Source organism: Pseudomonas allii (genome assembly GCF_055380095.1).
In genome coordinates this window covers 5,189,165-5,207,306 of the sequence record NZ_AP039450.1, presented here as the reverse complement: position 1 = coordinate 5,207,306, position 18,142 = coordinate 5,189,165, and the positions used below count along the sequence as shown (strand labels likewise).

Here is an 18,142-nt window from a genome sequence, read left to right as displayed (position 1 = left end):
CAGCCGCTATGAAAAGCCCTCAACCGACCGTGTCCATGGCGGACAAAGTTGCCTTGATCGACAGCCTCTGCGCCAAGGCGCGGATCCTGCCGGTGATCACCATCGCTCGCGAACAGGACATCCTGCCGCTGGCCGATGCCCTGGCAGCCGGCGGTTTGACCGCACTGGAAGTGACCCTGCGTTCGGAGTTCGGCCTCAAGGCCATTCAGGTACTGCGCGAACAACGCCCTGAACTGTGCACCGGTGCCGGCACCGTGCTGGACCGTCACATGCTCGAAGCAGCCGAAGTGGCGGGCTCGCAATTCATCGTCACTCCAGGCATTACCCGTGACCTGCTGGAAGCCTCGGTACACAGCCCGATCCCGCTGCTGCCGGGCATCAGCAATGCTTCCGGCATCATGGAAGGCTACGGCCTGGGTTATCGCCGCTTCAAGCTGTTCCCGGCGGAAGTCAGCGGCGGCGTGGCGGCGATCAAGGCCTTGGGCGGTCCGTTCGGTGAGGTGAAATTCTGCCCGACCGGCGGCGTTGGTCCGGCCAACATCAAAAACTACATGGCGTTGAAAAACGTGATGTGCGTGGGCGGTAGCTGGATGCTCGACCCGGAATGGGTCAAGAACGGCGACTGGGCCCGTATCCAGGAAGTTACCGCGCAGGCGCTGGCCCTGCTGGATTGATCTGCTTTTACTGAATCGTTGTTGCTGTGCTTGACGGCATTTTTGCGGTGCACTTGGTCGGTGTACCGCTTTTTTTTGCCTGAAGAAAACCTTAAGACCAACGCCACTCTAAATGTGGGAGCTGGCTTGCCTGCGATGGCGGTGTATCAGTCACACATGCATTCGCTGGCCCACCGCTATCGCAGGCAAGCCAGCTCCCACAGTTTTAATCGGTGTTTAGTTCGGTGATGGCGTTTACCAAGACATTGATATCCGCCGCCGAAGTGACCAACCCCGGCGTCACCCGAATGCAAGTACCAAACGCCGCGCCCACCCGAGTAGTGGTGAACAGGTTGTAATCCTTGAGCAATCGCTCTGTCATCACCTGCTGATCCCGCTCTACAAACTTGAACGCCGTGATCCCGCAATACAGCCGTGGATCATCCGGCGTCAGCACCTCGATCCCCGGCAATGCCCGCACCTGGCTGACCCACAGGTCCCGCAGGTAATTCACCCGTGCGCCTTTTGCCGCCGAGCCGCCTAATTGGCGATGCTCTTCAAACACCAGCGGCAACGTCATTAGCGCCGGAAAGTTCGGCGTGCTGTAGGACGTACGCGCACGCACATCGGTGGCGGGGTAGTGAAACTCACCCATGTCCGGGTCGATATCGGCCAGGCGCTCCGGGGCGATGTACAGGAAGCCCAGGGTCAGTGGCGCGCCGATCCACTTGTGCAGGTTGAAACCAGCGAACTGAATACCCAGTTCAGTCAAGTTGAATTCGATCTGGCCCAGGGCATGGGCACCGTCGAGGATCACGTCTACGCCATGCTCACGCGCCGCCTTGGCGACGGCTTCGACGGGCATCACGAGGCCGGTGCGGTGGGTGACGTGGGTCAGCGCCATCAGCTTCAAACGTGGGTACTGCACAAACGCATCAAGATACTTCTGCACCAGGCTGTCGAAACTGGCCGGGTGTGCGTGGGACAGTTCGATTACCTCCACGCCACGAACGCCGGCCAGCCAACGCATCGCGCCCTTGACCGTGTCGTACTCCAGGTCACTGATCAGCACCTGGTCGCCCGGTTGCAGGCGGTTGTAGTTGCGGATCAGTGACTGCAAGGCCTCGGTGGCATTACGAGTAAAGGCCACCGACTCCGGGTCCACATCAATCAGCTCGGCCAGTTGCCGACGAATCTCGACGTTCTCGCCTTGCTCGAAGCGCTGGCGCACATGCAGCGAATTACTCTGGTTGATAAACGCAACCTGCTCCAGGTAATGCGATAGCACCGTTCGGCTCATGCGACCGAAGTAACCGTTTTCCAGATTGATCGGGCCGGGTTCCAGGGCATAGCGCTCGGAAACAGCCTGCCAATGACGTTCGTTGTCTGCATTCCTTGGCATAGGGGGCTCTTAATGGCGCGGTGCGGGTTTGCCGTGTTTGGCGCGTAGCGGTTCGAGTAATTCAGATAACCCGTTGCTGTCGATTTCCTGCATCAACGCCAGCAAGCCTCCCAGTTCGCCGTGGGGGAAACCTTCACGGGCGAACCAGTTGAGGTAGGGGCCGGGCAGGTCGGCGATGATCCGTCCCTTGTATTTGCCGAAGGGCATTTCGCGGGTGATCAGCAGTTCGAGTTTTTCGGGATTCATGAAGGCTCGGGTGGTTGAGTCGTGACCTTGGAAAATACAGGCATTCTGCATGAAGGCCAAATGACAGATCATGCAAATAACGTACATACAGATGGTTCAATTAATCGTAAACAATTGAAATTTATGATTAATTTGTTTTTTGAAAACCTGGCACGGGCGCTGCAATCACTAAGACAACCTTCTAACCCGTACAAGGAATTGAAAAATGACTGACATCAATAAAGAATCGATCTCCGTACTGAACGACCTGATCGAAACCAGCATCGACGGCCAAAAGGGTTTCAAGGAGTGCGCTGAAGACATCAAGCACCCAGAACTCAAAGCTCTGTTCGCCAAGCGTTCCGCCGACTGCGCCACCGCTGCTGCCGAGCTCAAGACTGCCGTGCGTGCCCTGGGTGGTGATCCGGAAGATTCCGGCAGCGTTGCCGGCGCCCTGCACCGTGGCTGGGTCGACGTGAAGTCGATGCTCACCGGTAAAGATGAAGAGGCTGTACTGAACGAAGCCGAGCGCGGTGAAGACCACGCACTGAAGGCTTACAAGGAAGCGATCGAGAAGATCAACAAGCACAACCTGCTGGGCATTCGTGACCTGGTTGAGCGTCAGTACCATGGCGTGCAACGCAACCACGACCAGGTGAAAGCCCTGCGTAATCAGGCTCGCGCTCAGTCGTAAGCCCAGGGTTGTAAATGCTGTAACCAATGTGGGAGGGGGCTTGCCCCCGATAGCGGAGTATCGGTCAACCGATTCATTGACTGATCAAACGCCATCGGGGGCAAGCCCCCTCCCACATTGGTGTTGTGTTGAGTCTGAAATTGCTATCAGCCAATGCTGATCGGCGGCAACTCGGTCAGCGTCACCACCTGCTGCTTGCGCGGCGCCAGGATCTCCGCCTCGCCATCCACTACCAACTCATCGCGCTGGTTGAACACGCGGGTGGCGATGCGCACGCGGAACTTCGGCAGCTTCTCGAGGATTTCCAGGCGCACGGTCAGGGTGTCGCCGATTTTCACTGGCTTCTGGAAGCTCATCTGCTGGCCGATGTAGATCGTGCCCGGCCCAGGCAGCTCGCAGGCAACGGCCGCGCTGATCAGGGCGCCACTGAACATGCCGTGGGCGATACGCTCCTTGAACATGGTCGCCTTGGCGTACTCGGCATCCAGGTGCACCGGGTTGTGGTCACCGGACATGGCGGCGAACAGCTGGATATCACGCTCTTCCACCAACTTGCTGTAGCTGGCGGTCTGGCCGACTTCGAGGGCTTCGTACGGGGTGTTGGTTACCTGGGTCATCTAAACATGCATCCTGTGGCTAATCGGTAATTTAACTGACTGATTTTAATCGAAAATTTATTCGCAGCGGGTGGGCCTGCGCAAGGCCAGGGCCTGGTCGAGCCAGCTCAGTACATCCGCCGTGACTTCATCACGGTTGGTTTCGTTGAACACTTCATGGCGCGCCTGCGGGTAGATATTCAGTTGCAGGTGCTGGCAGCCCGCTTCACACAGGGCGTTGGCCAGGCTGTTGAGACGCTTGCCTTCGCTCACCGGATCACATTCACCGCCCATCACCAGGATCGGCAGGCCTGGGTCGATCTGCGCGAGATTGGACGCTTTGCTGATTTGCTGCAAGCCGCCGAGCAGGTCGATCCACAGCTGGTTGGTGCAGCGGAATCCGCACAGCGGGTCGTTGATGTACTTGTCCACTTCGGCCGGGTCACGGCTGAGCCAGTCGAAAGCGGTGCGATTGGGTTTGAACGCCTTGTTGAACGATCCAAACGACAGGAATTCGATCAACGCACTGCGCCCGCGCACCCCCTGGCGCAGCCGTTCGGCCCGGGCGATCACCCGCGCGGCGCGGTACAGCGCCACCGGCTGGAAATTCGAACCGCTGAGAATCGCGCCATCCAGGCTGGCGCTGTGGTGCAGCAGGTACGCCTGGGCGATATAGCTGCCCATGCTGTGGCCCAACAGGATGATCGGCAACCCCGGCTGTTGCTGGCCCATATGCTGGTTGAGGCTGGCGAGGTCGCCCACTACCTTGTTCCAGCCGTCATGCTCGGCGTACAGGCCCAGTGTGCCTTCGTCGGCTGTGCGGCCGTGGCCTCGTTGGTCCGGCGCATACACACCGTAGCCGGCGTCGCACAGGGTTTGCGCCAGGCGCGCATAGCGCCCGCTGTGCTCGGCCATGCCATGGGACAGCATCACCAGGGCTCTGGTCGGGCCTTCGGGCATCCATTGATTGACGTACAGGCGGCTGCGGTCATTCGCGGTCAGCCAGAAGCTGCTGTGGTTCATTGCGGTTCCTTTGCTCAGGGGCTGCTCAAGGTCAGCTCGGGGTTGTTGCAGTGTATAGCTCATCTGCCGAGGATCGGCGCATCTGCCTACACGTCAGCGGCAAGATTCATACAATCAATGACACAGTTTGCTGTATTTGCCTGTTTGGCTATTGCTGCTAACGTCCCCAAAGCTCCGCTTTTCATAGCAGTCAGAAAGCGGCCGGACACACTCAGGTAAGAGGACAAGAATAATGCAACCTGATTTCTGGAATGACAAACGCGCAGCGGGCGTTCCCAACGACATCGACCTCTCTGCCTACAAGTCGGTGATCGAAGTCTTCGAGCGCTCCTGCAAGGCCTTCGCCGACCGTCCGGCATTCAGCAACATGGGCATCACCCTGACCTACGCCGAGCTGGAGCGCCAGAGCGCCGCATTCGCCGGTTACCTGCAACAGCACACCGACCTCAAGCCGGGCGAGCGTATCGCGGTGCAGATGCCCAACGTGCTGCATTACCCGATTGCGGTATTCGGCGCCTTGCGCGCCGGGCTGATCGTGGTCAACACCAACCCGCTGTACACCCCGCGCGAGATGCGTCACCAGTTCAAGGACGCCGGCGTGCGTGCGCTGGTCTACCTCAACCTGTTCGGTTCGCGGGTACAGGAGGTGTGCAGCGACACCGAGATCGACTACCTGATCGAAGCCAAGATGGGCGATTTCATGCCCGCTGCCAAAGGCTGGCTGATCAACACGGTGGTCGACAAGGTCAAGAAGATGGTCCCGGCCTACAACCTGCCGCGCGCGGTGTCATTCAAGCGCGCCCTGCGCATGGGCGCGGGCCTTGGCGTGACCCGCCACCCGGTGACCCTGGACGACATCGCGGTGCTGCAATACACCGGCGGCACCACCGGCCTGGCCAAGGGCGCGATGCTCACCCACGGCAACCTGGTGGCGAACATGCAACAGGCGCGGGCGTGCATGTCCCAGGTCACCGATGATGGCCAGCCGCTGGTGAAGGAAGGGCAGGAGGTGATGATTGCGCCATTGCCGCTGTACCACATCTATGCGTTCACGGCGAACTGCATGTGCATGATGGTGACCGGCAACCATAACGTGTTGATCACCAATCCGCGGGATATCGGCGGGTTTATCAAGGAACTGAAAAAGTGGCGGTTCTCCTGCCTGCTGGGGCTGAACACGTTGTTTGTGGCGTTGATGGACCATCCGGACTTCAAGACCCTGGACTTCTCCCACCTCAAGATCACCAACTCCGGCGGCACCGCACTGGTCAAGGCCACGGCCGAGCGTTGGAAGGCCATCACCGGCTGTTCCATCGGCGAAGGCTACGGCCTGACCGAAACCTCGCCGGTGGCCAGCACCAACCCCTACGGCAGCCAGTCGCGCCTGGGCACCGTGGGCCTGCCGGTGCCGGGCACGGCGATGAAAGTCATCGACGATCAAGGTCACGAGTTGCCGTTGGGCGAGCGTGGTGAGTTGTGCATCAAAGGCCCGCAGGTGATGAAGGGCTACTGGCAGCAACCGGTCGCCACTGCCGAGGCGTTGGACGCCGAAGGCTGGCTGAAGACTGGCGATATCGCGGTGATCGATGCCGATGGTTTCGTCAGCATCGTCGACCGCAAGAAAGACCTGATCATCGTCTCGGGTTTCAACGTGTACCCCAACGAGATCGAAGACGTGGTGATGGCCCACCCGGCGGTGGCCAACTGCGCGGTGATCGGCGTGCCGGATGAGCGCACGGGGGAGGCGGTGAAGCTGTTCGTGGTGGCGCGTTCCGAAGGGGTGAGCCTTGAGGAGTTGAAGGCGTACTGCAAGACCAACTTCACGGGGTACAAGGTGCCTAAGCACATCGTGTTGCGCGACTCGTTGCCGATGACGCCGGTGGGCAAGATCTTGCGGCGTGAGTTGCGCGATATCGCTTGATCTGAAATCTGCTGAAAAATGTGGGAGGGGGCTTGCCCCCGATGGCGGTGGGACAGTCACCAGATGTGTAGACTGAACCACTGCTATCGGGGGCAAGCCCCCTCCCACATTTGTACTGTGCTGTTCTGAAAGCCCCGTTCCAGAGCCATTTATCGAGCTATTTCAGCTTGGTTTAAAGTGTGACCAAATATTGTAGGACAGTCGTGTTTATGACCGTGGCCCCCTCTTTTGGCTCTAGGCGGCCTTTGGCAAAGCTGCTACTCTCGGCGCGCTTTGTGACGTCTCGGCCTGCTTGAAAGCGCCAGATTCACCTAAAAAAACATACACCAATAATAATCGCATCAAATGCGATGATGAATTCGCGTCGCTGACGTCGCTGAGGAGTGGGCTTCCATGAACGAAGACTTTTGGAAGGATAAGTACCCCGCCGGGATTGCCGCAGAAATCAATCCAGACGAGTATCCGAATATTCAGGCGGTACTGAAGCAGTCCTGCCAGCGCTTCGCCAACAAACCGGCTTTCAGCAACCTGGGCAAGACAATCACCTACGGTGAATTGTACGAACTGTCCGGCGCCTTCGCCGCGTACCTGCAACAGCACACCGACTTGAAGCCCGGCGATCGGATCGCCGTGCAACTGCCCAACGTCCTGCAATACCCGGTCGCCGTGTTTGGCGCCATCCGCGCCGGCCTGATCGTGGTCAACACCAACCCGCTGTACACCGCGCGGGAAATGGAACACCAATTCAACGACTCCGGCGCCAAGGCCCTGGTGTGCCTGGCCAACATGGCGCACCTGGCGGAAAAGGTCGTGCCCAAGACCGCCGTCAAGCATGTGATCGTCACCGAAGTCGCCGACCTGTTGCCGCCGCTAAAGCGCCTGCTGATCAACAGCGTCATCAAGTACGTGAAGAAAATGGTCCCGGCGTATCACCTGCCCAAGGCGATCAAGTTCAACGACGTGCTGGCCAAGGGGCACGGCCAACCGGTCAGCGATGCCAGCCCGGCCAGCGGCGATGTGGCCGTGCTGCAATACACCGGCGGCACCACCGGCGTGGCCAAGGGCGCGATGCTCACCCACCGCAACCTGGTCGCCAACATGTTGCAGTGCAAGGCGCTGATGGGCTCCAACCTCAATGAAGGCTGCGAGATCCTGATTACGCCGCTGCCGCTTTACCACATCTATGCGTTCACCTTTCATTGCATGGCGATGATGCTGATCGGCAACCACAACATCCTGATCAGCAACCCGCGCGACCTGCCGGCGATGGTCAAGGAACTGTCGAAGTGGAAGTTCAGCGGCTTTGTCGGCTTGAACACGCTGTTTGTGGCGCTGTGCAACAACGAAGCGTTCCGCAAGCTGGATTTCTCCGCGCTTAAAGTCACCCTGTCCGGCGGCATGGCCCTGCAATTGGCAGCGGCCGAGCGTTGGAAGGCCGTGACCGGTTGTGGCATCTGCGAAGGCTACGGCATGACCGAGACCAGCCCGGTGGCTACGGTTAATCCGATCCAGCATATCCAGATCGGCACCATCGGCATCCCGGTGCCCTCCACCGTCTGCAAAGTCATCGCCGATGACGGCACCGAACTCGCACTGGGTGAAACCGGCGAACTGTGCGTCAAAGGTCCGCAGGTGATGAAGGGCTACTGGCAGCGCCAGGACGCCACCGACGAGATGCTCGACAGCGAAGGCTGGCTCAAGACCGGTGACATCGCGATCATCCAGCCGGACGGCTACATGCGCATCGTCGATCGCAAGAAGGATATGATCCTGGTCTCGGGCTTCAACGTGTACCCCAATGAGCTGGAAGACGTACTGGCTGGCCTGCCGGGCGTGCTGCAGTGCGCGGCCATCGGCGTGCCGGACGAAAAGTCCGGGGAGCACATCAAGCTGTTCATCGTGGTCAAGCCGGGTGCCACCCTGACCAAGGAGCAGGTGATGGAGCATATGCGCGCCAACGTTACTGCGTACAAAGTGCCCAAGGCCGTGGAATTCCGCGATGCGTTGCCGACCACCAACGTGGGCAAGATCCTGCGCCGTGAGCTGCGCGATGAAGAGTTGAAGAAGCTCGGTCTTAAAAAGTAACGCTATACCAATGTGCGAGGGGGCTTGCCCCCGACGGCAGTGTGTCAGCTACCGATGTGCTGACTGATACACCGCTATCGGGGGCAAGCCCCCTCCCACATTTTGAACAGCTTTTTTACAGGGCGAACTGCGCGAAGCTCACGCCAGCCCCTGCCGGACGCACATCCTTCAAGAACGAATCCTTGTCCGCGCTAAGTTCCAGCGTGATCTCCGGCTTGCGCTTGCCCGCATTGCGCACCACCAGGCCTTCGAGCTTTTCACGCAGGAACACTGTTGGCACCTTCAGGTGCAGCAACTGGTCGGTCTCGGCGTTGTGCATCAACAGGTGGACCCACTCGTACTGGCCCACGGCAATCCGGCCCACCGGCAGGTCGAACCACCAGATGTTGCGCTTGCGGTCCAGGTCGGTGAAGTGGCAGTTGTTGACGCCGAGTACGGCTCCGCCCAGTTCGGTGTTTCTGCGGGCGATGGCCTGTGCTTTATTGAGTTTCATAACCTTCCTACGGGATCTGTTATTCAGCGTTATAGCCTGAATGTGCCGGGCATTCTCGTGGGTTGGCGGCAAAACATAAAGCCAAACCTGCGGCCGGGGATGAAATGCGTGGGCAAAAATAATTGAAACTCTGCTGAACGGCCTCGGGTCAATCTTTAGGTAATGACCCAAAACCCTTGATTGTTCTTTCGGAGAAATACCATGAGCAGCACATCTGACAAGGTTAAAGGCGTGGCAAACGAGGCGGTCGGCAATATCAAGCAAGGTGTCGGTAAAGTCACCGGCAACGACAAACTGCGCGCTGAAGGTGTCATTCAGGAAAAGAAAGGCGAAGTGCAGAAAGCGGTAGGCGACACCAAGGACGCAGTGAAAAAAGCGACCAAGTAAACACGCTTTCAAGCAGTCCAAACGGCCATCCACGGATGGCCGTTTTTATGTCACACGGCGTGATTAAAGTTTCGAAATTGTTTCAAGGTCGTCAAATAGGCTACCTTGATGTAGAAAACGGCCCCTGAGTCGCCCACAAACTCAACTTTTTGCGGCGAAAGGAGACGCTATGATTTTTCCGGTTCTCGATGGTCTCAAGCTGCACAAAGTGTTGTTGCGTACCGTCAAGGAATTCGTCGATGACGAAATGCCCACCTACGCGTCGGCACTGGCCTACCAGATGCTGTTCTCGCTGTTTCCCTTCCTGTTGTTCCTGATTGCCCTGATCGGTTTCCTGCACCTGCCGGACTTCTTCACCTGGCTGCGCCTGCAGTCGGAACTGGTGTTGCCGCCCCAGGCCCTGGAGCAGGTGAACCCGGTGATCGACCAGTTGCAGCAATCCAAGGGTGGCCTGCTGTCGGTGGGTATCGTGATTGCGCTGTGGACCGCCTCGGCCGGTGTGCGCCTGATGATGAGCGCGATGAACGCCGCCTACGACGTGGTGGAAGGCCGGCCGATCTGGAAGCGCTTCCCGCTGTCGATTTTCTACACCGTCGGCATCGCCGGCATGTTGCTGGCGGCCGCTGCGCTGATGGTGCTGGGCCCGCAAGTGATGGAGTGGTTGGCCGGGCAGATCGGCATGCAGGAATTCGTGGTGACCCTGTGGACCATCCTGCGCTGGCCGCTGATCGTGATTTTGCTGATGTTCGCCGTGGCCCTCATGTATTACGTGATGCCGGACGTCGAGCAGAAATTCCGCTTCATCACCCCAGGCTCCGTTCTGGCGGTAGTGGTGTGGATCGTCGCGTCCCTGGGCTTTGGCTACTACGTCAAAACCTTTGCCGACTACAACGCCATGTATGGCAGTATCGGTGCGATCATCGTGCTGCTCCTGTACTTCTACATTTCCGCCGCCGTGTTGCTGCTGGGGGCGGAAATGAACGCGGTGATCGAACACATGTCCGCCGAAGGCAAGGACCCGGGTGAAAAGGAATTCGATCAATCCGCGCCGCCTGTCGGCGAAAAACAGCACGTCTCAGGCCTCGGCCGGGACCATTCCAAGCCCACCCCTGACGAAGTCTGATCGATGATCCGTGAAATCCTGAAAATGGGCGACGAACGCTTGTTGCGCATCGCGCCTCCGGTTCCGCCGGAAATGTTCGACAGCCCCGAGTTGTGGCAATTGATCGATGACATGTTCCAGACCATGGAACACGTGGGAGGCGTTGGCTTGGCCGCACCGCAGATCGGCGTCGACCTGCAATTGGTGATCTTCGGTTTCGAGGCCAGCGAACGCTACCCGGACGCACCGCCGGTGCCGCAGACGATCCTGATCAACCCGCTGATCACCCCCCTCAGCCCAGTGCTGGAAGAGGGCTATGAAGGCTGCCTGTCCGTGCCCGGCCTGCGGGGCGCGGTAAACCGTTACCAACAGATTCGCTACGAAGGGTTTGATCCCAAGGGCGAGCCGATTGTGCGGTTTGCCGACGGTTTTCATGCGCGGGTGGTGCAGCATGAGTGCGATCACCTGATCGGCCGGTTGTACCCGTCGCGGATCACCGACTTCAGCAAGTTCGGGTTTATCGAGGTGATGTTCCCGGACATGGACCCCTCCGCCGACGACTAACCCTCAGACATACAGAGATCAACCTGTGGGAGGGGCGGTGCGACGATTCGACTTGCCCCCGATTGCAGTGTGTCAGTCTCAACATCTGTGACTGGTCACCGCCATCGGGGCAAGTCGAATCGTCGCACCGCCCCTCCCACAGTTGACTGCATTTCAAGGCGGGTTATCGGGTGGGTTTGACGAACCGCAACGTCATCCGATCCGACTCACCAATCGCCACATACTTCGCCTTATCCTGCTCCCCCAACTTCAACGTCGGCGGCAACGTCCACACCCCACCCGGGTAATCCTTGGTGTCCTTGGGGTTAGCATTCACCTCGCTCTGTCCCACCAGCTTGAACCCGGCATCAGTCGCGAGCTTCACCACCTGGGCGGTGGTCAGGTAGCCGCTGTCCTTGATGGCCTCCAAGTCCGCCCCATCCTTGGCCCGGTGATCTTCCACACCCAGCACACCACCCGGTTTCAGTACCCGGTAGAACGCACTGAACGTCGCCGGCGCGGTGCCTGCCGCTACCCAGTTATGCACATTGCGAAACGTCAGCACCGCATCCGCCGAAGCGGGTTTGCCGAATACCGGCGCCTTGGGATCGAACTCCACCACCGAGGCCTTGCCGTAGCGCGCTGGGTCAGCCGCGAATTTCTTCTTCAGGTTCTCTGCCGACGTGCGCGCATAGGCGCTGCTGCTCGCGGCCTGCACGGCGGCGATGTACTGCCCGTGATCCTTGAGCAGCGGCGCCAGCACTTCGCTGTACCAGCCGCCACCCGGGGTGATCTCGATCACGCTTTGCTTGGCGCCCAGGCCAAAGAACTCCAGGGTCTGTTGCGGGTGGCGATAGCCGTCACGGGCGCTGTTGGCTGGGTCGCGCCAACTGCCGGCTAGTACGCTTTGGTACTGTTGGGCGCTGATCGGTGCATCGGCGGCCTGGCTCAACGCCGGGGCGAGCAGGGCGGTGAGGGAGAGAACTGCGAGCGTCGTTTTCATGATCATCCTGTAAAGGGCCACTGTGCCGCCGAGGCTAGCATGGGCCCTGTACATGCTGATCACACATTATCGGTGGTCGACCTCACCAAACGATCTAAGCCCATCGCGATCATCGGTTTGTTGCGTTTGTAGCGCACCAGCCGTTCATTGAGGGACTGCGGCAGCACGGTGTCCTGGGTAAAGCCCATGCGCTGATACAACCCTTCGAGCTCCGGATGGCACAGCAACCACAGCGTACCATCCACATCGGCCGCAGCCGCCGTGATCAGCCGCACCGCCAGCCCTTGGCCGCGATAGGCCGGGTCAACGAACACCCCGGTCAACCACTGCCCGCCAACCACGGGTGTGAGGCACAGGCCGGCGATAATCTCGCTGTCGCGCGCCACCCACAAGCGCCCGCCCTTGAGCGCTTTCATCGACGAATTGTGGCTGCGGTAAAACTTGTTCAGCAGGGGCCACAAGGGCTCGGCCAGCGGTTCGATGTGCAATGGGGGCATGGTCTTCAGGCAGCGCTATCAAGGGCCGGGGATTATAAACGCCTTGTGCGAGGCAATAGGTGGTATACCCATGACTGCAACCCCTTAAAGTGGAGTACGCATCATGGCCAAAGGTATGGATTCAAAGAAAGCCGCGAAGAAAAAACCGGCAAAGACCGCCGATGAAAAACGCGCTGACAAGAAAGCCAAGAAAACCGAGACAGGCCTGTTCGGTCACTGAGTTACAAGCTTAGAACCAAACGATCTGCAAGATTTTCCCGCGCCATTGCACAGAGCAGGAAACACCTGCTCTGAGCTGCCGATGGCCCACTACCTTGATCCTGCCCAACGCCGGGAAATCGAAACCCTGGCCCAATGCTTTACCGCCAGAACCGAATGGCCGACCTGGCTGTTGTTGACCGGCATCTACGCCGGTTGGTTCGCCGTGATCCTCGGCAGCCATTGGCTGGGCCTGTGGTTGAGCACACTGCTGTTGATCCCGCTCGTGACGCTGTGGTTGTCGGTCCAACACGAACTGCTCCACGGCCATCCCACCCGTTCGCTGCTGGTCAATAAACTCCTCGGCTATGCACCCTTTGCCGTGTGGTATCCCTACACGTTGTACCGCGACAGCCATCTGCTGCACCACAACGACGAAGATCTGACCCTGCCGGGCGTCGACCCGGAAAGCCGCTACCTCACCCAGCAGCAATGGGACCACAGCTCGCTGTTCGAACGCAGCGTGCATGGGGTGACCAAGACCGTGCTCGGCCGCTTCCTGCTTTCTGCCCCTTTGGCGATTGGCCGCCTGATCCGCCAGGAATGCCAGCGCCTGCCCCAGGTATGGCCGATGTGGCTGGCCCACGGTGCCGTCACCGTGCTGATGTTGATATTCATCGCCCACTACAGCGCGTTGTCGGTGGGGCATTACCTGCTGCTGGTCAGCGTGCCGGCCTTGTCCCTGGCCTCGATCCGTTCCTATTATGAACACCGCCCGTACCCCCGGCCCGAGCAACGCAGCGTGCTCAACGAAGCGTCCTGGCCGTGGACCTGGCTGTTCCTCAATAACAACCTGCACCTGGTGCACCACGATTTGCCGAAACTGCCCTGGTATTTGCTGCCCACGGTTTACCGTGCCCGGCGTGAACAATGGATCGCGCGCAGCGGCGGCTTCCTGGTGCAAGGCTACGGCCAGTTGATCGGCCGCCACGGGCTCAAGGCCATCGACAGCCCCCGGCACCCCTTTGCGTGAGAGACGAGCATGAGTGAGCACTATGCCGAACTGCTGATGTATGTCGCGCCCGAACCGATCCGGCAGGCCAACCAACAGTGGCTGGCGCGCATCCTCGAACACCTTGGACTGCGCCGTCTCAATGCCGATCATCTCGACTTGCCCGGCCTGTGGCTCGCCCCCGAATTGCTGGTGACCCAAACCTGCGGTTATCCACTGATGACCCAGTTGCGCGGTAGGGTCCGCGTGATCGGTCGACCGCGCTATGAGTTGCCCCACAGCCGCCAGGGCGAACATTGCAGCCTGCTGCTGACCCGCGACGACAACCCGCGCCACCGCCTGGCGGACTTCTACAACAGCCGTGGCGTGATCAACGGCCACGACTCCAACAGCGGCATGAACCTGTTGCGCGAACGCCTTGCACCCCTGCAACGCGGTGGGCGTTTCTTCGCCAGTGTCGGTATCAGCGGCGCCCACCGCGAGAGCCTGCGCTGGCTGCGCGAAGACCGCGCCGATCTCGCCGCCATCGACAGCGTGACCTACGACTACCTCGCCCGTTTCGCGCCACAGGAGGTGGTGGGGCTGCGCCTCGTTACCCGCAGTGCGCCGAGCCCGACCTTGCCCTATATCGGCCCGTTGGGCTTGAGCGATGAACAGGGGGGGCAGATCCGCCGGGCGATGAACCAGGCGTTGCAGGACTTGCCCGAGGTGGCCGAGACATTGGGCTTGCACGAAGTGCTTCCCGCCAGCGAAGACGACTATGCGGTGCTCTTGAGTTATCAGGATCAGGCCGTCAACGCGGGTTATCCGATACTTTAATAAGGTTATATAAAAATACCTTTTAAATATTATTAAAGAATAAGCAGCCTTGCTAGGATCGCTCCACCGGAACACCGGACATAACGTGCAACCTTCTCAGATGGAGCCACTATGTCCGGCGCCGACACTTCTCACAGCGACTACGTGGGCGGATTGTTCCGCAGTCATTACGACTGGCTGTGCAGCCGTTTGCACCGCCACCTCGATTCCCGCGCCCACGCCGAAGACATTGCCGCCGACACCTTCGTCCAGCTCCTGAGTGCGCCGGGCGTGGGGCCGATCCGCCAGCCCCGCGCCTTGCTCACCACCATCGCCCAGCGCCTGATGTACCAGTTGTGGCGCCGCCGTGACTTGGAGCGTGCCTACCTCAACGCCCTCGACAATGACGTGACCTCCACCGCGCCATCCTCGGAAGAGCTGGCGCAAATGCTCGAAGCCCTGCACGCCATTGACCAGTTGCTCGACGGCTTGCACGCCAAGGTCAAGGCGACCTTTTTGCTTTCGCAACTCAATGGCCTGACCTACCCGGAAATCGCCGCCGAGCTGGGGATTTCCCAGCGTTCGGTCAGCGACTACATGACCCGCGCCTTCAACCGTTGCCTGCGGTTGTGCCTGGAATGAACGACGACCGGATCAACAAATTACACGCGGCTCAGTTATGACTTTTAACGAACATCACCGCACAACTATGAGGTTGCCGATGAAGCATCTGAAGAAACTCTTGGGCGGTGGCCTGCTGGCCCTGAGCCTGCTGTCCCCCACCGTCCATGCCGCCGAAGCCGTCAAACCCATCCACTTCGGTGACATCACCTGGGAAAGCGGCAGCCTGATCACGGAGGTGCTGCGCCTGATCGTCGAGAAGGGCTACGGCCTGCCCACCGACACTTTGCCCGGCAGCACCGTGAGCCTGGAAGCCGCCCTGGCCAAGGACGATATCCAGGTGATCGGCGAAGAGTGGGCCGGGCGCAGTCCGGCGTGGGTCAAGGCGGAAAACGAGGGCAAGGTGTTTGGCCTGGGCGACACGGTCAAGGGCGCCACCGAAGGCTGGTGGGTGCCGGAGTTCGTGATCAAGGGCGATGCCGCGCGCGGTATCAAGCCTCTGGCGCCGGACCTGAAGTCGGTGGCCGACCTGCCGCGCTACAAGGACGTGTTCCGCGACCCCGAAGACCCGACCCGTGGGCGCTTCCTCAACAGCCCCACCGGCTGGACCTCGGAGATCGTCAACAGCCAGAAACTCAAGGCCTATAAGCTCACCGACAGCTTCGTCAACTTCCGCACCGGCTCCGGTGCGGCGCTGGATGCCGAAGTGGCGTCGTCGATCCGTCGCGGCAAGCCGGTGTTGTTCTACTACTGGTCGCCGACGCCGCTGCTGGGCCGCTTCAAGCTGGTCAAGCTGGAAGAGCCGCCGTTCAACGCCGATGCCTGGAAGACCCTGTCCGACGCGAAAAACCCCAACCCCATCGGCACCCGCTCGATGCCGGCACGCCTGGCGATTGGTGTCTCGGCGCCGTTCAAGGCGCAGTACCCGCAACTGGTGAGCGTGTTTGAAAAGGTCGACCTGCCGATTGATTTGCTCAACGGCATCCTCGGTGACATGAGCGAGAAACGCACGCCGCCCCGCCAGGTCGCTGAAGCCTTCCTCAAGGACCATCCAGATGTCTGGCAGCAATGGGTGTCGGCGGATGTCGCGGCCAAGGTCAAGGGGGCGCTCTGATGCTTAAAATCTTCGCTGCGGCGGTACTGTCATTGATCGCCGGTCATGTGCTGGCGGCCCAACCTGAAACCTTGCGCATCGGCTACCAGAAAAGTTCGGTGAGCATGGTGCTGGCCCGTGAGCACAAACTCTTCGAAGCGGCGCTGCCCGGCACCCAGGTGCAGTGGATCGAGTTCCTCGGCGGCCCGCCGCTGATCGAAGCGCTGAATGGCGGCAGCCTGGACATCGGCAATATCGGCGACATCCCGCCGATCTTTGCCCAGGCCGCCGGCATCGACTTGCAATACTTCGCCGTCGAGCCCAACGAGGGCAAGACCGAAGCGGTGCTAGTGCCCAAGGCCAGCCCCGTGCAAAGCGTGGCCGAACTGAAGGGCAAGCGCGTGGCGCTGCTCAAGGGCTCCAGCGCACACAACCTGTTCCTCAAAAGCCTGCTGCGCGCCGGCCTGCAATGGAAGGACGTGAACGTGGTGTACCTGTCGCCGTCCGATGGCCGTGCTGCGTTCGAGCAAGGCAAAGTCGACGCCTGGGTGGTGTGGGACCCGTACTACTCCGCCGCGGTGGTCGACAGCTCCGCCCGTGTGCTGGGCGACGGCCAGGGCCTCAACCCGGCGGGCAGTTTTTTTGTGGTCAGCAGTCCGTTTGCCAAGCGGTACCCGCAATCTATCGGCACGATCATCCAGACCCTGGGCAAGGCGCAGCGCCTGTCCCTCGACAAGCCCGAAGAGAGCATCGCGCTGATGGCCAAGACCCTGGGCCTGCAACCGGCGGTGGTGAAAAGCTACTTCGAACACCGCTCGCCCGCGCCGATACGGCCGCTGCAAGCCTCGGACGTCGCTACCCAGCAACGCACGGCGGACCTGTTCTTCGCCAACGGCCTGATCCCGAAAAAGGTCGATGTGCAGCAAGCCGTCTTCAAGGCGCCATGAATGTGTGGTGAGCCCGCTCGCCACAACCAAAAGCCCTTAATCAGTGAGCAGACCAAGCAACCGATCTATATCGATTTTCTCAATGCCCACTTCAACGTACTGCGCTGCGATTGGGGCAGGGCGCCCGGCAGATCCATGCCGAGGTGCGCAGCCAGGTGGCGCACCTGGATCAGGATCGCTCGGGCTCGCTGGATGTGTTGGCGCTGGGGCGCTTCATCTCAACTCATGGGTTTTCAGCGGCCAGTGCGGCAACCACCGCAGGTCGCTCACCCACCCGTTGTTGAAATGCCGCCAGCGCCGGCCACCGGCCCAGGTCAATGGCGTGAAACGCGGCCCAGCGCAGCACCACGAACAGGTAGGCATCCGCCACCGAGTAGTGCGACCCCAACAGATAATCCTGGCGCTCCAGCGTTTGCACCAGCACCGCGAAACGTTTGAACAGCGTGGCCTCGAACAGCGCGCGCACGTCGCCCTGGATCGCGTCGCTGAAGAACACCGCCAAGCCGCCATGAATCTCGGTAGCGATAAAATTCAGCCACTCCTGCAAGCGCACCCGTTCCCAGCTGCCATTAGCAGGGGCCAGGCCGGCGGCGGGTTTCAAGTCGGCAAGGTATTGCAGGATCGCGCTGGCTTCGGTGAGTACCTGGCCGTTGTCCAGTTTCAGCGCGGCGACGTAACCCTTGGGGTTGATCTGCAGGAAGTCTTCGCCCTCGGCGGTGGTCTTGGCCTGGTTATCGACCAGCACCAGGTCGAACGGCAACGCCAATTCGCGCAACACGATATGCGGGGCGAGGGAACAGGCGTGGGGGAAGAAATACAGTTTCATCTGGGGCAGCTCCGTTGAATTTG

Annotated in this window: 21 protein-coding genes; 13 read left to right on the top strand and 8 right to left on the bottom strand. The window is 60.2% G+C overall.

Features of this window, described 5'->3' with window-relative positions; genetic code table 11:
* Positions 1-8 precede the first annotated feature (8 nt).
* A complete protein-coding gene (locus ACZ445_RS23800; RefSeq protein ID WP_026013852.1) occupies positions 9-674 on the top strand; it encodes a bifunctional 4-hydroxy-2-oxoglutarate aldolase/2-dehydro-3-deoxy-phosphogluconate aldolase in 666 nt (221 codons plus the stop codon).
* A gap of 205 nt (positions 675-879) precedes the next feature.
* On the opposite strand, the gene ACZ445_RS23795 is transcribed toward ACZ445_RS23800, so the two are convergent.
* Both ACZ445_RS23795 and ACZ445_RS23790 read right to left on the bottom strand, forming a co-directional pair.
* The gene (locus tag ACZ445_RS23795; protein WP_058423212.1) at positions 880-2,055 is read right to left on the bottom strand and encodes an aminotransferase class V-fold PLP-dependent enzyme; all 1,176 of its coding nucleotides are present in this window, start codon (positions 2,053-2,055) and stop codon (positions 880-882) included.
* Positions 2,056-2,064: 9 nt separating this feature from the next.
* Positions 2,065-2,301 (bottom strand): DUF3820 family protein, encoded by a 237-nt coding sequence (locus ACZ445_RS23790; RefSeq protein ID WP_010208204.1) that lies wholly within the window; start codon positions 2,299-2,301, stop codon positions 2,065-2,067.
* A 21-nt stretch (positions 2,302-2,322) separates the two neighbouring features.
* On the opposite strand from ACZ445_RS23790, the gene ACZ445_RS23785 reads away from it, so the two are divergent.
* Both ACZ445_RS23785 and ACZ445_RS23780 read left to right on the top strand, forming a co-directional pair.
* Positions 2,323-2,514, top strand: coding sequence for a hypothetical protein (locus tag ACZ445_RS23785; protein ID WP_147467492.1), 192 nt, complete (start codon positions 2,323-2,325; stop codon positions 2,512-2,514).
* On the top strand, positions 2,507-2,974 hold the full coding sequence (locus ACZ445_RS23780; RefSeq protein WP_010208206.1) for a ferritin-like domain-containing protein: 468 nt from the start codon (positions 2,507-2,509) through the stop codon (positions 2,972-2,974). The genes ACZ445_RS23785 and ACZ445_RS23780 overlap by 8 nt, the downstream gene beginning before the upstream one ends.
* A gap of 146 nt (positions 2,975-3,120) precedes the next feature.
* On the opposite strand, the gene ACZ445_RS23775 is transcribed toward ACZ445_RS23780, so the two are convergent.
* Both ACZ445_RS23775 and ACZ445_RS23770 read right to left on the bottom strand, forming a co-directional pair.
* Entirely contained in the window at positions 3,121-3,591 is a 471-nt protein-coding gene (locus tag ACZ445_RS23775; protein WP_010208208.1) for a MaoC family dehydratase, read from the bottom strand.
* A 57-nt stretch (positions 3,592-3,648) separates the two neighbouring features.
* On the bottom strand, positions 3,649-4,593 hold the full coding sequence (locus ACZ445_RS23770) for an alpha/beta hydrolase (protein ID WP_464707640.1): 945 nt from the start codon (positions 4,591-4,593) through the stop codon (positions 3,649-3,651).
* Positions 4,594-4,825: 232 nt separating this feature from the next.
* Here ACZ445_RS23770 and fadD2 point away from each other — a divergent pair, with 232 nt between their 5' ends.
* Both fadD2 and fadD1 read left to right on the top strand, forming a co-directional pair.
* Entirely contained in the window at positions 4,826-6,514 is a 1,689-nt protein-coding gene (gene fadD2 / locus ACZ445_RS23765) for a long-chain-fatty-acid--CoA ligase FadD2 (RefSeq protein WP_058423210.1), read from the top strand.
* A 393-nt stretch (positions 6,515-6,907) separates the two neighbouring features.
* On the top strand, positions 6,908-8,599 hold the full coding sequence (gene fadD1 / locus ACZ445_RS23760) for a long-chain-fatty-acid--CoA ligase FadD1 (protein WP_058423209.1): 1,692 nt from the start codon (positions 6,908-6,910) through the stop codon (positions 8,597-8,599).
* A gap of 115 nt (positions 8,600-8,714) precedes the next feature.
* On the opposite strand, the gene ACZ445_RS23755 is transcribed toward fadD1, so the two are convergent.
* Complete coding sequence (locus ACZ445_RS23755) at positions 8,715-9,092, bottom strand: hypothetical protein (protein WP_058423208.1); 378 nt, start codon at positions 9,090-9,092, stop codon at positions 8,715-8,717.
* A gap of 201 nt (positions 9,093-9,293) precedes the next feature.
* Between ACZ445_RS23755 and ACZ445_RS23750 the strand changes: the two genes are divergently transcribed.
* From ACZ445_RS23750 to def, 3 genes are all read left to right on the top strand, one after another.
* Positions 9,294-9,479, top strand: coding sequence for a CsbD family protein (locus tag ACZ445_RS23750; RefSeq protein WP_024077074.1), 186 nt, complete (start codon positions 9,294-9,296; stop codon positions 9,477-9,479).
* Between the two features lie 169 nt (positions 9,480-9,648).
* Positions 9,649-10,602, top strand: a complete 954-nt coding sequence (locus tag ACZ445_RS23745; protein ID WP_058423207.1) for a YihY/virulence factor BrkB family protein — start codon at positions 9,649-9,651, stop codon at positions 10,600-10,602.
* Between the two features lie 3 nt (positions 10,603-10,605).
* Positions 10,606-11,145, top strand: a complete 540-nt coding sequence (gene def, locus ACZ445_RS23740) for a peptide deformylase (RefSeq protein WP_058423206.1) — start codon at positions 10,606-10,608, stop codon at positions 11,143-11,145.
* 163 nt (positions 11,146-11,308) lie between these two features.
* Here the strand turns inward: def and ACZ445_RS23735 are convergent, their stop codons facing one another.
* Together ACZ445_RS23735 and ACZ445_RS23730 are read right to left on the bottom strand one after the other, a co-directional pair.
* Positions 11,309-12,127: a class I SAM-dependent methyltransferase gene (locus tag ACZ445_RS23735; RefSeq protein WP_310863303.1), complete on the bottom strand. Its 819-nt coding sequence runs from the start codon at positions 12,125-12,127 to the stop codon at positions 11,309-11,311.
* Positions 12,128-12,186: 59 nt separating this feature from the next.
* Positions 12,187-12,624 carry a GNAT family N-acetyltransferase gene (locus ACZ445_RS23730; RefSeq protein ID WP_058423204.1) on the bottom strand — a complete coding sequence of 146 codons (438 nt, stop codon included), beginning with the start codon at positions 12,622-12,624 and terminating at the stop codon, positions 12,187-12,189.
* 301 nt (positions 12,625-12,925) lie between these two features.
* Between ACZ445_RS23730 and ACZ445_RS23725 the strand changes: the two genes are divergently transcribed.
* From ACZ445_RS23725 to ACZ445_RS23705, 5 genes are all read left to right on the top strand, one after another.
* Complete coding sequence (locus ACZ445_RS23725) at positions 12,926-13,855, top strand: fatty acid desaturase (RefSeq protein ID WP_058423203.1); 930 nt, start codon at positions 12,926-12,928, stop codon at positions 13,853-13,855.
* A 9-nt stretch (positions 13,856-13,864) separates the two neighbouring features.
* The gene (locus ACZ445_RS23720; protein ID WP_179029387.1) at positions 13,865-14,653 is read left to right on the top strand and encodes a phosphate/phosphite/phosphonate ABC transporter substrate-binding protein; all 789 of its coding nucleotides are present in this window, start codon (positions 13,865-13,867) and stop codon (positions 14,651-14,653) included.
* Between the two features lie 111 nt (positions 14,654-14,764).
* Positions 14,765-15,274: a sigma-70 family RNA polymerase sigma factor gene (locus ACZ445_RS23715; RefSeq protein WP_058423201.1), complete on the top strand. Its 510-nt coding sequence runs from the start codon at positions 14,765-14,767 to the stop codon at positions 15,272-15,274.
* A gap of 79 nt (positions 15,275-15,353) precedes the next feature.
* Complete coding sequence (locus tag ACZ445_RS23710) at positions 15,354-16,367, top strand: ABC transporter substrate-binding protein (RefSeq protein ID WP_310863306.1); 1,014 nt, start codon at positions 15,354-15,356, stop codon at positions 16,365-16,367.
* A complete protein-coding gene (locus ACZ445_RS23705; protein WP_464707639.1) occupies positions 16,367-17,293 on the top strand; it encodes an aliphatic sulfonate ABC transporter substrate-binding protein in 927 nt (308 codons plus the stop codon). The genes ACZ445_RS23710 and ACZ445_RS23705 overlap by 1 nt, the downstream gene beginning before the upstream one ends.
* 223 nt (positions 17,294-17,516) lie before the next feature.
* On the opposite strand, the gene gstA is transcribed toward ACZ445_RS23705, so the two are convergent.
* On the bottom strand, positions 17,517-18,119 hold the full coding sequence (gene gstA, locus ACZ445_RS23700) for a glutathione transferase GstA (protein ID WP_179029384.1): 603 nt from the start codon (positions 18,117-18,119) through the stop codon (positions 17,517-17,519).
* Between the last annotated feature and the right edge of the window lie 23 nt (positions 18,120-18,142).

Excerpts from the sequence above, each read along its gene's own strand:
- ACZ445_RS23800 (WP_026013852.1), top strand. The coding sequence starts at position 9 with ATGAAAAGCCCTCAACCGACCGTGTCCATGGCGGACAAAGTTGCCTTG.
- ACZ445_RS23795 (WP_058423212.1), bottom strand. The coding sequence starts at position 2,055 with ATGCCAAGGAATGCAGACAACGAACGTCATTGGCAGGCTGTTTCCGAG.
- ACZ445_RS23790 (WP_010208204.1), bottom strand. The coding sequence starts at position 2,301 with ATGAATCCCGAAAAACTCGAACTGCTGATCACCCGCGAAATGCCCTTC.
- ACZ445_RS23780 (WP_010208206.1), top strand. The coding sequence starts at position 2,507 with ATGACTGACATCAATAAAGAATCGATCTCCGTACTGAACGACCTGATC.
- ACZ445_RS23775 (WP_010208208.1), bottom strand. The coding sequence starts at position 3,591 with ATGACCCAGGTAACCAACACCCCGTACGAAGCCCTCGAAGTCGGCCAG.
- ACZ445_RS23770 (WP_464707640.1), bottom strand. The coding sequence starts at position 4,593 with ATGAACCACAGCAGCTTCTGGCTGACCGCGAATGACCGCAGCCGCCTG.
- fadD2 (WP_058423210.1), top strand. The coding sequence starts at position 4,826 with ATGCAACCTGATTTCTGGAATGACAAACGCGCAGCGGGCGTTCCCAAC.
- fadD1 (WP_058423209.1), top strand. The coding sequence starts at position 6,908 with ATGAACGAAGACTTTTGGAAGGATAAGTACCCCGCCGGGATTGCCGCA.
- ACZ445_RS23755 (WP_058423208.1), bottom strand. The coding sequence starts at position 9,092 with ATGAAACTCAATAAAGCACAGGCCATCGCCCGCAGAAACACCGAACTG.
- ACZ445_RS23750 (WP_024077074.1), top strand. The coding sequence starts at position 9,294 with ATGAGCAGCACATCTGACAAGGTTAAAGGCGTGGCAAACGAGGCGGTC.
- ACZ445_RS23745 (WP_058423207.1), top strand. The coding sequence starts at position 9,649 with ATGATTTTTCCGGTTCTCGATGGTCTCAAGCTGCACAAAGTGTTGTTG.
- def (WP_058423206.1), top strand. The coding sequence starts at position 10,606 with ATGATCCGTGAAATCCTGAAAATGGGCGACGAACGCTTGTTGCGCATC.
- ACZ445_RS23735 (WP_310863303.1), bottom strand. The coding sequence starts at position 12,127 with ATGAAAACGACGCTCGCAGTTCTCTCCCTCACCGCCCTGCTCGCCCCG.
- ACZ445_RS23730 (WP_058423204.1), bottom strand. The coding sequence starts at position 12,624 with ATGCCCCCATTGCACATCGAACCGCTGGCCGAGCCCTTGTGGCCCCTG.
- ACZ445_RS23725 (WP_058423203.1), top strand. The coding sequence starts at position 12,926 with ATGGCCCACTACCTTGATCCTGCCCAACGCCGGGAAATCGAAACCCTG.
- ACZ445_RS23720 (WP_179029387.1), top strand. The coding sequence starts at position 13,865 with ATGAGTGAGCACTATGCCGAACTGCTGATGTATGTCGCGCCCGAACCG.
- ACZ445_RS23715 (WP_058423201.1), top strand. The coding sequence starts at position 14,765 with ATGTCCGGCGCCGACACTTCTCACAGCGACTACGTGGGCGGATTGTTC.
- ACZ445_RS23710 (WP_310863306.1), top strand. The coding sequence starts at position 15,354 with ATGAAGCATCTGAAGAAACTCTTGGGCGGTGGCCTGCTGGCCCTGAGC.
- ACZ445_RS23705 (WP_464707639.1), top strand. The coding sequence starts at position 16,367 with ATGCTTAAAATCTTCGCTGCGGCGGTACTGTCATTGATCGCCGGTCAT.
- gstA (WP_179029384.1), bottom strand. The coding sequence starts at position 18,119 with ATGAAACTGTATTTCTTCCCCCACGCCTGTTCCCTCGCCCCGCATATC.